This is a genomic window from Streptomyces sp. NPDC055966, from assembly GCF_042269865.1.
Lineage (GTDB): Bacteria > Actinomycetota > Actinomycetes > Streptomycetales > Streptomycetaceae > Streptomyces.
The window spans coordinates 211,958-225,814 of sequence record NZ_JBHJYK010000007.1 but is presented as its reverse complement, the minus strand read 5'-3'; the positions used below and the strand labels follow the sequence as shown (position 1 = coordinate 225,814).

Here is a 13,857-nt window from a genome sequence, read left to right as displayed (position 1 = left end):
CGGTGCTCAGCGGCCCGCGTCGGCATCGTGGGCAGCGGTGAGCGACTGCTCCGTGGCCCGCACGAGCACCTCCGGGACGTCCGACGGGGGCAGTACGGCCTCCAGCAGCACCAGGTCGGCCGGATCGGCGGCGCCGGCCAGTGCCGCGCTCAGCTCGGCCGGTGTACTCGCCCGCATGGTGGCCGCCGACTCGCCTCCCATGGCCGCCGGGAGCAGGCTCCAGTTCCATCGGGGAATGTCGTTGTAGCGACGCTCCCCACCGTGGAGTACGTTCTCGATGGTGTAGCGGCCGTTGTTGATCAGCAGCACGATCGGCGTGCAGCCTTCCCGCAGATGGGTGCCGAGCTCCTGAGCGGTCACCTGTGCGGAGCCGTCCCCGATGAGCAGGATCGTGCGCCGCCCGGGCGCCGCGAGCTGTGCGCCGAGGGTCGCCGGGAGGGTGTACCCGATGGAGGCCCACAACGGCTGACCGATGAAAGTCGCCCCGGCCGGCAGCCGCATTGCCTGCGCTCCGAAGAGCGAGGTGCCCAGCTCGGCGACCACTATGTCGCCCGGCCTCAGGAAGCTCTGGATCGTCGGCCAGAACGTCGCGTGACGCAAGGCTTCCGCGCTGTCGGAGGGCGTCTCGTCGGCCAGGTCATCGGCTGAGGCCGGCGGAAGATCCGGGCGCGCCCACGACCGGCCCGACTCGGCCAGCACCCCGGTCAGCGCACGCACGGCGTCGCGCATCGGCAGGGGAGCGAACACCCGGTCGCCGATGTGGGTGGCGCAGGGCTGTATGTCGATGGTCCGCTCCGCGTCGATACGGTGGCTGAATGCAGTGGTGCTGTCGCTGAACCGCACACCGACCGACAGCAGTACGTCGGCCTGCTCGATGGCGGCGAGCACACGCTTGTGGCTGGCGGCGCCGCTGTAGGTGCCGGTGAAAGAGGGGGCGCTCTCGTCGAGCACGCCTTTGCCCATGGACAGCGTCGCGTTCGGGATCCGGCCGGCAGCGACCAGCTCGGCCACCTCGGCCCGGACACCGAATCGGTCGGCCAGGAAGTCGGCGAGCAGACCCAGTGTGTCGGCCTCGGCCAGCATGGTGCGTGCGGCGTCGGTGAACTCCGCCAGCATCCGGGCCGAAGCCTCCGGCGCGGGTACGAGAAGCGGCTGCGTCGGCGGCTCGGCCGGGCTCGCGGCCACGTCGGTGGGCAGTACAAGGTAACCGGGACGCCGTTCCCGTTGGCTGGTGGCCAGCACCCGGTCGATCTCGGCGATCGCGTTGCCCGCGCTCAGGTAGGCCTGGGCCACGGTGACCTCGGCGTGTGCCCGGGCGAAGTGCCGGTAGTCGCCGTCACCGAGGGTGTGGTGGAGCAGCGCGCCGGCCTGTTGCGCCGCCGTGGACGGTGCGCCCACGATGTGGATGACCGGGACGTATTCGGCGTAGGCGCCGGCGATCCCGTTGATCGCGCTGAGCTCGCCCACACCGTAGGTGGTCAGCAGGGCACCGGCCCCGTTGACGCGGGCGTAGCCGTCGGCTGCGTAGGCGGCGTTGAGCTCGTTGGCGTTGCCGACCCAGCTGATGCGGTCGTGCTCGGCGATGCGATCGAGGAAGGCCATGTTGTAGTCGCCCGGCACGCCGAACACGTGCTGGACACCGATCTCGTCGAGCCGGGCAAGAAGGTGGTCGCCAACGGTGTAGTCGCCTGTCATGTCTGACCTCGGTTTCCGGCAGATGCGCCTGGTCCACGGGTTTTTCGCTAACGGTTCGAGCATTTCACTACATAACGGACAAAACTACGGCGAAAACCTGGAGATGCTGAGCCAGGATTTGTGGAATCCACGAGCCCGGGGCGCTGTCGGGTCAACCGCTCGCCGCTCACCCTTCGACCTCACGGCTCCCCGCGTCCGCACCCCCCCGCCGGCCGATCTTCCGTCCGAGATTTGAGATTTTCACCACCCAGCGCTCTGGATCTACGGTGAAAAGCCAGAAATGCTAGGGTCGATTTCGTGGAATCCGAGAACACGGCACTGTCGACGCCCCTCTCGGGCGCGGCCCGGAACGCCATTGCTCAGATCTGCGCGCACATCACCGACGACCTGCCGATGATCAGTCTCGAGGTCGTCCGGCGAATCCGGGCCGAGATCCCCGACTACGCCGTCGTGCCTACGGAGGAACACCGGGACTTCGTGCTGTACCAGGGCCGCATGCTGTTCGCCGGCATCGCCGAGCAGCGGCCGCCAGGGGAGGAGCAGATTGCGCACGCCCGGGAGCTAGGGCGGCGGCGCGCCGAGCAGGGCCTGCCCATCGAACTCATGCTCGGGGCCTACCACGTAACCTTTCGCGAGGCGTGGAACTTGATCCTGCAGCGGGCCACGGCCGACCACCCCGAGCACGTCGGCGACCTGACGCATCTGGTCACGCTCATCTGGACCTGGATCCGGGTCCTCACCGGCAACGCATCCGAGGCCTACGGCGAGGAAGTCCGGCGCGCTCAGGTCACCCGGGTCACGCTCGCCCACCGTCTGTTCGCCGCACTCACCGCCGACCCCGTCCAGGTGGAGGCGGCGGCCCCCATGGCCCAGTCGCTCGGCTACCGAGTCGACGGCGAGTTCCAGGCGCTGTGCCTGCCCGCCGAGGACTGGCAGGACGACCGCACCGAACAACTGCGCCTTCGGCTGACCGCCCTGACCGGCGAACTCCACTGCGCCACCGCCGGCACCCGGCTCCTGGTCCTGGGTCAGCGGCACGACCCGGACGCCGTGGCAGCAGCCGCCGCGGCCATCCCGCCGCGGCGGGACACCACCGCGATCGGCGTCGGCCTGTCCCGCCCCGGCCTGGCCGGGGCGGCGGACAGCATCACCGACGCGACCCAGGCGCTGTCCCGGACGGGCGAACAGTGCCGTGTCGTGTACTTCGCCGACGCCTGGCTCGCCGCTGGCCTCGGCGGGCAGGCCACCCGCTTGGCTCCGCTGTTCACCAAGGCCGTGGCCACGGCGCGCACGGACCCCCACCTGGCCCAGGCCGTGGTCGCATTCGCAGACCACGGTCTGTCGGTGGCCGCCGCGGCCCGCGGGTTGCACCTGCACCCGAACTCGCTGGCTTACCGGCTCGGCCGGTGGCACGAACTCACCGGATTCGATCCACGCAGCGGCGACGGACTCGTCGCGTCCCTGGTCGCGCTCCGTCTCTATCGGACGTGACGGAGGATTCCGTCACCCTTGTCTGCCGTGGGGTGTGCGCCGCAGGCGGACCGCTCACGACAATTACGGCGAGGGTCGACGGCGGGTCGGCACGAATGTTCCATCGAGCCGAACAGCCTCGCCCGCGCCCGGTCGCGGTAGCACTCTGACCGGAATGCGACTCCATGCCGATTGGCGTAAGCACTACGAGAATTTGTAGGCGAGCTTCGGTGCGTCGCGGTCACGCAAGCCTAGATTGGCAAATGCAGGCAATCGCCCCGCAGTCCGGCGAGGGTGGCCAACCATTCGAAATGGTGTGGACGTCGAAGACGCGGCGACGGTATGGCATGCGGCCTGACGGCCCGGCATACCGAGTGGCTCATCCACTGCCGTCGCAGAGCAGCACTTCACCGTCGCATTCCCAGAAGGAGCCGTTGTGTCCCGTCTTACCTATCCCGACCGGCAGGACTTTCCCAAGGAACTGCGTGAGTTCCTCGACCAGCTGCCGCAGCACGCGGCATTCGACATGCTGTCGCACTCGCAGGCCACCGTCGAGATCTTCCTCCGGCAGGGCCAGGCGCAGTTCACCCAGCTGGCGCTCTCCCCGCGAGACCGTGAACTGACCATTCTGACCACGGCCAGCGCCACGGACTGCGCATACGAGTTCACCCAGCACGTGCCGATCTCAGCGTCCGTCGGTGTCTCGGACGCCGTACGGGACGCGATCGAGCGCAAGGACTTCGACGCCCCGGAGCTGTCCGACGATGACCGCGCAATCATCCGCTTCGTGGCCGCGGTCATTGCCGCCCCGACCGTTTCCGACGAGATCTTCTCCGCGGTGAAGGAGCGCCTCACTCCACGCGAGATCCTCGAGATCATGCAGGTGACCGGGTTCTACTGGTCCTTCGGACGGGTCTGCACCGTTCTCGATGTCGAGGTCGAGAAAGACCATGGTGATGCCGTGATCGACGCGAGCCGGCGCATGCAGGTACCGGCGCAGTGACGTGGGGGTGTCGGCTCGTACGGGGCCGACACCCCCGAGAAGCGCGAGAGGGGCAGGCGTGGAACTCGGAAAATTCGCCATGCATATTGTGCCTGCGATTTCTCGGCAACAGAGATCAAGCACGCCATCCGTCAGCATGGCAGGCCTGCGGCAGCCCTCAAACACTTCATGCAATGTCGCGGTGCGACGCTCACCACCCGTAAGGAATCGCACACCATGAACACTGCGAACGCGGAATCGTTCCGTAACGTCACCATCGTCGGCGCCGGCGTCATCGGCATGTCGTGGGCAGCCCTGTGCCTCGCCCACGGCTGTGAGGTCACCATCAGCGACCCGGCTCCCACGACGGAGAGCCAGGTCCGCGCAGGTCTGGCAGACATCGCCCCCACGCTGGAAGAGCTGGGCATGAGGACGGACGACCTGACTGCCCGGCTGCGTTTCGAGGCCGATCTGGCCGCCGCGGTGGCCCACGCCGACGTGGTGCAGGAAAACGGCCCGGAGCGCCTGGAGATCAAGCACCGGATGTGGGCCACCATCGAGGAGAACGCTCCTGCCCATGCGCTCTTCGCCACATCGACCTCGGGTCTCCCGGCCGGCGAGATCGCCACGGTCCTCAAGCAGCCCGAGCGCCTGATCGTCGGCCACCCCTTCAACCCACCGCACCTGGTGCCTCTTGTCGAGATCGTTCCGGGCAGGCTCACCTCGGAGGAGACCGTTGAGCAGGCGCGCGCCTTCTACAGCGCCCTGGGCAAGAAGCCCCAGGTCCTGCACAAGGAAGTTCCGGGTTTCGTCGCGAACCGCCTGCAGGCCGCCTTCTTCCGCGAGTGCGTCCACCTGGTGGCCGAGGGAGTGGTGACCGAGCAGGAACTCGACGAACTCGTCACCTCTTCGATCGGCCCGCGTTGGGCGGTTGCCGGCCCCTTCCAGAGTTTCCATCTCGGCGGCGGTTCCGGCGGATTTGCCCACTTCCTCTCGCATTTCGCTCCCGCGATGGAGCAGAGCTGGAAGTTCCTGGGAAGCCCGACCTTCGACGAGGCCACCGTCAAACTCCTGAGCGAGCAGGCCGAGGCCTACCTCGGCGACCGACCCATCGAGGAACTCGCAACTCAGCGGGACCAGGCGCAGATCGCCCTCATGCGAGCGCTGGGTGAGCTTCCGCCCGCTCCCACCCGGTGAGGACCGATGACCTGCACCGTAACGGGTGGAATCGCCTCATGGTGAGCCGAGTTGGTCCGCACATGGTCCGGATCTTGGATCGTGTCCCCGCTGCCCGGCTACACGCAGAACGCCTCGCCGACCGACGTCAACTGTCTCTCCGGGACTCCCGAGCCAGTGACCATCCGGCGTAATGTCACAGCCAGCCGCGCTGGGCGGCGGTGAGCCCGGCCTGGAACCGGGTGTTCACCCCGAGTTGACTCATCAGGCGGTGGATACGGCGTTGGGTGGTGCGTTCGCTCCAGCCCTGGGCCCGGGCGATCGCGGCGTCGGTGAGCCCTGCCGCAAGCAGCGACACCAGTGACCGGGTCTCCTGGTCGGGTTCGCCGGTGCCGCTCTCAAGGCCCCCGTCGGCGGCTGTGCGGTTCGTCAGGGGCAGGGGAACCGCCCGCTCCCACTCCACCTCGAAGAGCGCCTCCAGGGCCACCAGCATCGGTGAGCTCTTCACGAGATACGCCGCCAACTGACCGCCCGGCGCCGAACTGATGGGGATGATCGCGACCCGGCTGTCGCAGATCACGAGTTTGAGCGGCAGCTCGGTACGGACACGCGCCTGTTCGCCGGCTCGGACACTGGGCAGGATGTCGTCTGCGAGGCGGCCCGGCCAGGCGACGGCGGCGCGGTCGTAGATCACCCGGTGGGCGACGCCCCGGCGCTGCCGCTTGATCTGCTCGTCGAGGTTGCTGCCAGGCCGGTCGACGTAGGGGGGCCGGTCGAAGGCTCGTATCTCGCGCTGTGCCTGGGTGGTCATGCACTGCACCGCGGTACTGACGTCGGCGCGTTCGGTGAGGAGTTCCACCGCGAGGTCCGGGCTGCTGATCCGGGATGCCTCCCGGTGTGCCTCCATCAGCCGGTGCACCTGCGACCGTGCCTCATCGAGTTGCTTCTCACGGCGGCGGATCAGCGCGGTGACAGCGATGTCGGGGGCCACCGCGGTGAACCGGGGCGGTCGGCCGGTGGCCCGCGTCGCCAGGCCCCCCTTGACCAGATCGGCCAGCTGCCGTGTGGTGGAGGGAACGGACAGTTCACAGGCGCCGGCGAGCTCCGAAGCCGTGGCGTGGGGCGTATGGACCAGCACGGCGTAGACGCGCTCAGTCTCCTCTGCCAGTCCCAGTACGTTGAATGTCATGCCCTTTTCCGCCTTCATGTCGCCTGCCCGCCGGCCGGCGGATGTCGGCCACCTATGTCTTTGCGCCGCAGCTGCCCCGTCGACATTTTCCATGTCATAAAGGAGGCCCTGGCCCGGGGGCCTGCGGGCAGCGCCACCCTCGTATCGGGTGAAGCCGCCGCGGGCGGCCACCGCGCAGCCGTCGGCCCTGGGCCGCGGCCGAGCAGGAATGGAAAGGGTGAGCCATTGCCCGCTCTCGCGTCGGTGAGGTGCCGGCCCCTGTGGACGAGACTGGGATCGCGTTCGACCGCCACCGCTCAAGATCGAAAAGGCAACAGCTTTGAAGACCGTGTGTCCGCGGGCGGTGTCGCGCCCGCGGACCCAGGTCGTCGAGCAAGCGGATCGGATCAGTAGGAGAACTGCTGGATCTGGCTTCCGTCGCCTGCGTACGTCCAGCCGGTCCGGGTTGCCGGGTCGAGTTGCATGACGCGCTCGCGATGGTTTTCGAGCCGGCCGTTCCAGGAGCCGTACAGGGGGTACGCGACGCCGGTCACCGTACCCACCGTGTTGCCTGTCCTCAGGTCGACGACGGCGATACGTCCGGTGGCGTTGTTGTCGGTGAAACCGTACTGCTGGAAGCCGCCCATGGGTTTCAGGTCCGGGAACCGGAAGGCGAGCAACGCCAGCTGGTGCTCCCCGTCGACGGCGAGCGCGAGGGGCGTCTGAGCCGTTCCGACGTTCACCGGGTCACCGCCGCCGAGCTGCCCGAGGTATCCGGTGCCGGCGAAGTTGACGCTGTAGGAGTGGTACCACGTTTCGTAGAGGTTGCCCTTCTGGTCGGCGGCGAGGTCCCCGGCGCAGGGGATACCGCCTTGGCTCTGGGCGACCGTTCCGGTGTCCAGGTTGACCGCTGCCACCGTGCCGGAGCCGATCGATGCCACGCAGTTGATGGTGGTGCCGGTCTTCTGCGCGGAAAAGAGGCCGGTCGACTCGTCCACGTCCAGCAGGCCGTACGACGTTCTCCCGTCCGGAGCGGGGTCGAGCTGGAGCGGGGTGCCCATGGCGCCGGTTGCCGTGTCCACGGGCAGGACGAAGCCCGCCCGGTCACTCGAACGGTGGGCGAGCACCGCTGCGCGGTGGCGTTTGGCGTCCACCCGCCCGCCCGTCACGACGTACTGGTCATCGACCCGGACGGGGCTGCCGACCGCGTCGCCGGTGCTCGTGTCGTACGTCTCGAGCCACTGCTCGCCGGTGGTCGTCTGCTTGTGCAGGACCAACGCGTGGTGGGCGGAGTCGACGCCGAACACCTCGTAGATGGAGCCGTACGCCGGGTCGCTCGCCAGCTTGCGGCCATAGGTTCCGGTGGCGGCGTCGTAGTCGTACACCGAGCCTTCACCGGTGGGGCTTTCGACCGCTGCGACGGACGTGCCGTCGGGGACGATGGCGAAGTCGGTCAGGTTCGTGCCGTCGGGGGCCGTTCCGTCGTCGTAGGCCAGCAGAGACGTCGGCGAAGCCTGCCCCACTGTCCTGCCGTGCTGGTCGACGGCGAACACCCGCAGGTCGTACGCGACCGAGGAAGGGAGCTTGAGCGCGAGGGCGTCGAGATCCGCCGTGCCTCGCGTGCCCGCGAGCGAGCGGTCGAGCGTCGCCGGGCTGTCCACCCCGTTGTGGTCGCGGGTGGTGCCGTTCTGGTTGCTGACCATGTCGTAGGAGTTGTACATGTTCGGTCCGGGTGCGGAGAACTCCAGCAGCGTGCCGGTGGCACCCTTGACCCGCGACACGTCGTAGTGCACGGAGAGTCGCGGCGCAGCCCGGTTCACCTCCAGCAGGTGACCGAACTCCCCGGATCCCTTCGCAGCCAGGGTCGGCGCCGCCGGGCGTTGCGACGGGTCACCGCCGTCGACCCGGACGGAGGCGAACTCGCCGTACACCGGGCCGCGCTTGGCGCCGCCCGCGGGGTTCTGGAGGACACCGATGCCGTAGATGCCGCCGCCGGCGGAGAAGGCGTCGGCCGGGACGGTGACCGTGCCGCGAAGTCCGGTCAGCGGGGCGGTGTGGACGGCGGAGAAGATGGGCGCCAACGCGGGGTTCCAGTGGCCGACCTGCGACACGATCAGCTGGGGCGAGTTGACGTTCCGCACGCCGGTCAGGTCGTAGCGCACCTGTACGGAGTGCCCCGCCTCGACCACGGGCTGGACCTCCGGGGCGAGTGCTTCGGCGTAGCCGCCGTCGGTGGGGCCGAAGGTCAGCTGGTGGGTGGTGGAGGCCAGCACCTCGTTGCCGTGGCGCACCTCGAAGGTGAGCGGGATCTGACGGTCCGTCGCGGAGACGACCGGAAGTCCGGCGGCGGCCAGCACCTGTGTGGGGGTGAGCCGGATCGCCGGCACAGCGGAGGTGAACTCGTGGTTCTTGATGCGCAGCGCGTAGCTCACGCCGTCCCGGTCGCTCAGGCCGGTGACGTCGGCGCCGATGGTCACCGGTCCCACCAGGCTCTCACCGGTGGCGCCGGCGCCCGTGCCCGGTCCGGCCAGGTCGATGTACCCGGGGTCGGTGGCCTCCAGGTAGGAGCCACCGAGCCCGCCGATGGTCTGGCGATGCGCCACGGAGAGCCGGACGATCCGGGGTGTGCCCGCGTCGGCCCGGCTGCCGTGCGCCTCGGCCAGGACCGCCTGCACCGCGGCGGTGACGTCGAGCTGCGGGCCCACGTGCAGCGGCTGGTCGATCTGTGGCGGAGTGGGCACGGCCCGGCCGGTGCGCTGCAGCAGCGCACGCACGTCCTGGGGTGACGGGTGCTGCCCGGTCAGCCGGGAGGCCTGCAGGACGACCGCCGCGGCGGCGGCGATCTCGGGTGCGGAGGCCGAAGTGCCTCCGCTGAGGACCTCCGTCACCGACTGCGCGGTCTGGCCTCGGTGCTCGAAGGCGGGGATGCCGTCACTGGGTGCCGAGACGTCGACCCGGGTGCCGAATCCCGAGGAGAAGATCCCGGAGCCGTTGAGCCTGGTGGTCGCCCAGGTTCCGTTGCCCGACGCGGCTGCGCCGTTCTGCGGGGGCACGGCCAGTGTGTCGTCGGTCGTGGTGCCGCCCGCGGCGATCGCGCCGGAGTCCAGGACCTTGCTGGGAGTGGTCGACAGCTGGTCGTCGTCGATCCTGGTGGTGTCGGCGGCCTTGCGCGTCACGTCGGTCGCGGTGCTGCCGCCGTCGGGGCCGACGGCCGCGTTGGTGAACAGCCGGGTCCCGTCGTTCGACGAGACCACCATGGTGATGCCGTACTGCTGCACGATCGACGCGATCACGGACTGCTGGACCGGGTCGTCCTCCAGGTAGCGTCCGGCGAACCCGTAAGCGTCGGTGCCGTAGCCCAGGCTGGCGGTGATCACATCGGGCCGCGGCTGCTGCCGGGCGGCAGCCAGTAGAGCCACCGCGATCTGACTGAACGTCGGTTGCTGCGGGGCGACGAGCCGGTAGTCGGCTCCCGGGGCGATGCCCAGCAGGTCCGAGTTCCCGCTGCCCTGCATGCCCGGACGCTGCAGGTCGTGCGGAAGCGGCGCCATCACGGAGAAGTCCAGCAGTACCTCACCCAGCGCGGAGTCCTGCCCCCGGGTCGAGCCGGTCGGGTCGAGTGCGCCGGTCGCGTCCGCGGTGTAGGTGGGGATCAAGGGCATCGTCGGGATGTCCAGGTACCGCTGGCCGTTCTGGACGATGGTCGTCGGCCCCGCGGGGCCCAGGTTCGGCGTCGACGCGTCGGTGAGGTCGCCCACCGAGACGTTGGTGATGGTCTCACCGGCGCCGGGCAGTTGCCGGAACTTCTGCTTCAGCAGGCTGTAGGCGCCTGTCGCGTCGACGCCGCCGGCGTTGAGGAAGCTCTGCAGTGAGGTGCCGAGAGCCGCGTTGCCGGGAACACCGTCGGTGCCGGTCTCACCGCTGTCCTGCTCCCTCGCCGACGAGTCGGCCTTCCCTGCGGTGGCCCCCACTGAGGAGGGCAGCGGCACGGCGCCGGTGTTCATGGGGGAGACGGTCCGGTCGGGCTCGGCGTAGACGACCCCGGGTGCGGCGGCCAGCGCATGGGCGGCAGCCGAGGCTTCGCCGCCGGCCAGTTGGACGACCTGGACCTCGGACAGGTCGATCGCCGCGGACCCCAGCTTCGCCTGGGCGGCTGAGTGCAGCTGCCGGGCCTGGGCGGCGGTGAGCCCCGGCACCAGCGGCCGCATGGAGACGGCGTGGGCCCGGTGGAGTGCGGAGTTGACCGCGGTGTCCGAGGTCAGCGGGGTGCGGACTTGCAAACTGCGCTGCTTGCCCAGCGACTTGCCGGTCACGTGGGTGGCCGGGTCGAGCACCACAAGGACCTGGTGCGGGCCGTTCTTCGCCGACTGCGCGGGCACGGGCTGCTGGAACGAGCGCCACGGACCGAGCGCCGAGGACCCGGGTATGCCGGGCAACGCGCCCACCGAAGCCGTACCTCTCGCACCGGAATCGATCGCAGAGGTCTTCGCTCCGGCGGCCGACGCGAACTGCTCGGGTGCGGCGAGCAGTACGGCCGCACTGGCTATGGCGAGGCCGCGAGCGAACGCTCGTCTCCGCCGTTTCATGGGCACTCCACTTCTTACAAGCGAACTCGGGGAAAGCAAAGACAAGGCGCTGCCCCCGAACAGCGCCCACGCTGCGGGGAATCTTTCAACCTGGAAAAGCCGCCACAAGATGAGCAGGGTGGCGTACTTCTGCCAACCGGCAGGAAGTCGCCACCGAGACGGCGAAGCTCCACGGCATTTACCGGCTTTGAGCCGGTGTTGTCGACGTGGTGTCGGTAGCTGATGGCAGTCAGGGCGTTTCACTGCGCGCAGCCGGTGGTCGGGGTGCGCCGGCCCTCTTTTGGGTCACGACGCACCGTCCGGCGGATACACGCCCTGATCGTGCCCGCCGACGTTCGGCAGCCGCAGCCCGCCGCGCTCTCGGCGGGCCACCCCGGTTGCCTGCGACATCATCACGCTTTCCCATGCCGCAGAGCCGACCAGTCTGCGGGTGCCAGGGGCTCAGCACACGCCATGAGGGGCGGCCGTCCATGGCTGGCCGTGACAAGCTGTCAGCGCCCCCGAACGGAACCTGCGTGCTTGCTTCATGGCGTCGGGCAGCGAAGAGGCCGACCTGAGCGGGGTGCCGCATCATCCGCCTCTGCCGTGCCACGTGAAGCGGGGGCGACCAGCCGGTCTGCCTCCGGAGAGTCGGCTCCGCCCGGGCGACGGTGGAGTCGGAGTGACCGCAACGACACGGGTCGAGCTCGAGTTTCCGAGGGTCCGCCTTTCGAGCCAGACGTCACCGGAAGTACGGATCGTCTCGCATCAGCGGATGCGGCGGAGGGCGTCGGGCGCACAGTCGGCCGGAGCGGGGTAACCGTTGACGGCCACGACGAGGTCGGCTTCGGCAAGCAGGGAGCGCAGGACGTGCACGATGCCGTCCGTCCCGTCGAGGGCCAGGCCGTAGGCGTAGGTCGGCCGACGCATGCGGCTGTGGCACCGAGGGCGAGGGCCTGGATGATGTCTGCTCCCGTGCGGACGCCGGAGTCGAACACGACGGGCAGGCCGTCGGCGCCTCGACCACGGCAGGTAGGGCGTCGAGGGCGGGCAGGCCGCCCTTGGCCTGGCGGCCGCAGGCCAGTTCGGCGGCACGCTCGGCTAGCCGGATGCGACTGGGCCCCGGCCATTGTCGGTTGGGGCCTCGCTCCTGAGCACGGCGCGGGCGACCCCACCGGTTGTCGGTCCCCTGGCTCGGCAGCATGATGGGGACGAAGGCAGCAGCCACAGGCCTTGGCGCGACTCGTATGGCCACGAGGTCAGTGCAGCAGTGCGGTGCTTGCCGGAACGAGTGAATTGGGGTCACTGCCCAGACGCAACGCCTGCATGCTGCCCACTCAGGTGCGCATCCTCGGTGGTGGGTGAGTCTCCGCGTGCGACCGTTGACTGTCGGTGGCCCCGATCACCTGGCACCTCGCCGGCCTGCAGCGCCGACCTCGGGCCGCCACCGGCTGAGACGACGACCCTTGTGACGGTCGGCGCCGACCAGTGCTGTGAACATCTGCCCACGGGCCCCTCACCAGCAGGCTGACCAACCGCTCGCCTCCTCACTACCTCGTCGCCGAACAACAAGCAGAACACCGCGACTACGCCCTCGGTCCCGTTCATCGGCTTGAGCACGCACGAACACTGACGGGCGCCCAGGTCAGGCGGTGGTCGTGGCGCGGGGTAAGAAGACGCGAACGGGTAGCAGCAGCCCGGCGAGCGACAGAACGATGAACACCACTTGGTGGACATGGTCCTTGCCCGGCGGCAGCCCTCCCGCCAAGTGGGCGATCCAGAAGGCCGGGTAGTACCACTGTGCGTACCACGCCCACCGTTCCCCGCAGCGGAACGGTAAGAGGGTGATCAGTACACCGAACAGGCCCATGCCGATCGCGGCCGCACCGTCGGCCCGCATGAGTTGCTCGTCGCCGGCCCACGGTGCGACCGCGGCGACGACACCGAAGATCAGGATGCCGATACCGACGATGAGAAGGCAGATCCACGCTGCCTTCAGGCGCGCGCTGTTGTGCTGCATGCGCGATTCGTATCCGCTTCCGGCGAAGGAGATGCAGAGCGTCTGCCGTGACTGAGGGTGCCGAGGCCGGACGAGGCGATTGGGGCGGAGTGCTGCAGGCTTCCGGGTACGGAGGAGGGGGCCCAGCCGGTTGTCGGCGTGGGCTGAAAGAGGTCTCGGTGGCCGAGTCTGCCTTGAGCCACGACGCCCGTATCGGCAGCCGTCAACTCGCCCCTCGGACACAGAGAGAGTTGCCCCACGACGCCCTGTTCTTGGGCAGGGGGTATTGGCACCCGCTTTCGGCTCCCGGCCGGGGCGGGTGTTCGTCGTTTCGGTTCGGCTTCTCTGCCTTCGCCGGATTGTCGCTGGGCTTTGGTCAGCTGATGGTGATCTCTTCTGCCTGGGGTGTGTTCGCGGTCAGGGTCCTGGCCGCTGGGTCGTAGGTCAGGATGATCTCCTCGCTGCGGAGGTGGGCGATCGCCTGGGCGGGTGTGGGTTGCACCGCGTCACGGCTGACGGACGCCGACCCGGGAGGATCCAGACGGCTGGTGAGACGGAGGCGCAGGGCCGGCAGATGTGGCAGAACGTGGTCTTCGCGGACGTAGGTGTTGGGCATGCGGCCGGGGTCGGGGCGGGTGGTGCTGGTGTGACCGTGGCGGCAGCGGCAGCCGGCCGCCTGGGCCAGCCATGCCACACCGGGCGCGCCCACGAGCGAAGATCGCGCGACAGGGCCCCGGTGTCCGGCCGGGAGGACGCACATCGCCTCCCGGCCGCAGGGCTGTCCCGGCTGCGGGCTCGTCAT

General features: G+C 69.3%; 8 protein-coding genes and 1 pseudogene. 3 read left to right on the top strand and 6 right to left on the bottom strand.

Features of this window, described 5'->3' with window-relative positions:
• Nucleotides 1-6: 6 nt before the first annotated feature.
• Nucleotides 7-1,695 carry an alpha-keto acid decarboxylase family protein gene (locus ACFC8N_RS17340; RefSeq protein ID WP_376288657.1) on the bottom strand — a complete coding sequence of 563 codons (1,689 nt, stop codon included), beginning with the start codon at nt 1,693-1,695 and terminating at the stop codon, nt 7-9.
• Between the two features lie 297 nt (nt 1,696-1,992).
• Here ACFC8N_RS17340 and ACFC8N_RS17335 point away from each other — a divergent pair, with 297 nt between their 5' ends.
• The 3 genes from ACFC8N_RS17335 (at nt 1,993) to ACFC8N_RS17325 (ending at nt 5,344) form a co-directional block, all read left to right on the top strand.
• Entirely contained in the window at nt 1,993-3,186 is a 1,194-nt protein-coding gene (locus tag ACFC8N_RS17335; RefSeq protein ID WP_376288656.1) for a PucR family transcriptional regulator, read from the top strand.
• Between the two features lie 415 nt (nt 3,187-3,601).
• The gene (locus ACFC8N_RS17330) at nt 3,602-4,168 is read left to right on the top strand and encodes a hypothetical protein (protein WP_362820393.1); all 567 of its coding nucleotides are present in this window, start codon (nt 3,602-3,604) and stop codon (nt 4,166-4,168) included.
• A gap of 216 nt (nt 4,169-4,384) precedes the next feature.
• Nucleotides 4,385-5,344, top strand: coding sequence for a 3-hydroxyacyl-CoA dehydrogenase NAD-binding domain-containing protein (locus ACFC8N_RS17325; protein ID WP_362820391.1), 960 nt, complete (start codon nt 4,385-4,387; stop codon nt 5,342-5,344).
• Nucleotides 5,345-5,519: 175 nt separating this feature from the next.
• Here ACFC8N_RS17325 and ACFC8N_RS17320 read toward each other — a convergent pair whose 3' ends face one another.
• The 5 genes and pseudogenes from ACFC8N_RS17320 to ACFC8N_RS17300 all read right to left on the bottom strand — a co-directional run bounded on the left by ACFC8N_RS17320 (nt 5,520) and on the right by ACFC8N_RS17300 (nt 13,857).
• The gene (locus ACFC8N_RS17320) at nt 5,520-6,512 is read right to left on the bottom strand and encodes a helix-turn-helix domain-containing protein (RefSeq protein ID WP_351621051.1); all 993 of its coding nucleotides are present in this window, start codon (nt 6,510-6,512) and stop codon (nt 5,520-5,522) included.
• A gap of 386 nt (nt 6,513-6,898) precedes the next feature.
• Nucleotides 6,899-11,077, bottom strand: a complete 4,179-nt coding sequence (locus ACFC8N_RS17315; protein WP_376288655.1) for a S8 family serine peptidase — start codon at nt 11,075-11,077, stop codon at nt 6,899-6,901.
• Nucleotides 11,078-11,824: 747 nt separating this feature from the next.
• Nucleotides 11,825-12,131, bottom strand: a pseudogene (locus ACFC8N_RS17310) (alpha-hydroxy-acid oxidizing protein); the annotation flags it as partial.
• A 570-nt stretch (nt 12,132-12,701) separates the two neighbouring features.
• On the bottom strand, nt 12,702-13,076 hold the full coding sequence (locus tag ACFC8N_RS17305; RefSeq protein ID WP_376288654.1) for a hypothetical protein: 375 nt from the start codon (nt 13,074-13,076) through the stop codon (nt 12,702-12,704).
• Between the two features lie 355 nt (nt 13,077-13,431).
• A complete protein-coding gene (locus tag ACFC8N_RS17300; RefSeq protein WP_376288653.1) occupies nt 13,432-13,857 on the bottom strand; it encodes a hypothetical protein in 426 nt (141 codons plus the stop codon).

Bases quoted from the DNA above. Each gene is read 5' to 3' on its own strand.
- ACFC8N_RS17340 (WP_376288657.1), bottom strand. From the start codon at position 1,695: ATGACAGGCGACTACACCGTTGGCGACCACCTTCTTGCCCGGCTCGAC.
- ACFC8N_RS17325 (WP_362820391.1), top strand. From the start codon at position 4,385: ATGAACACTGCGAACGCGGAATCGTTCCGTAACGTCACCATCGTCGGC.
- ACFC8N_RS17320 (WP_351621051.1), bottom strand. From the start codon at position 6,512: ATGACATTCAACGTACTGGGACTGGCAGAGGAGACTGAGCGCGTCTAC.
- ACFC8N_RS17315 (WP_376288655.1), bottom strand. From the start codon at position 11,077: ATGAAACGGCGGAGACGAGCGTTCGCTCGCGGCCTCGCCATAGCCAGT.
- ACFC8N_RS17305 (WP_376288654.1), bottom strand. From the start codon at position 13,076: ATGCAGCACAACAGCGCGCGCCTGAAGGCAGCGTGGATCTGCCTTCTC.
- ACFC8N_RS17300 (WP_376288653.1), bottom strand. From the start codon at position 13,857: ATGACGAGCCCGCAGCCGGGACAGCCCTGCGGCCGGGAGGCGATGTGC.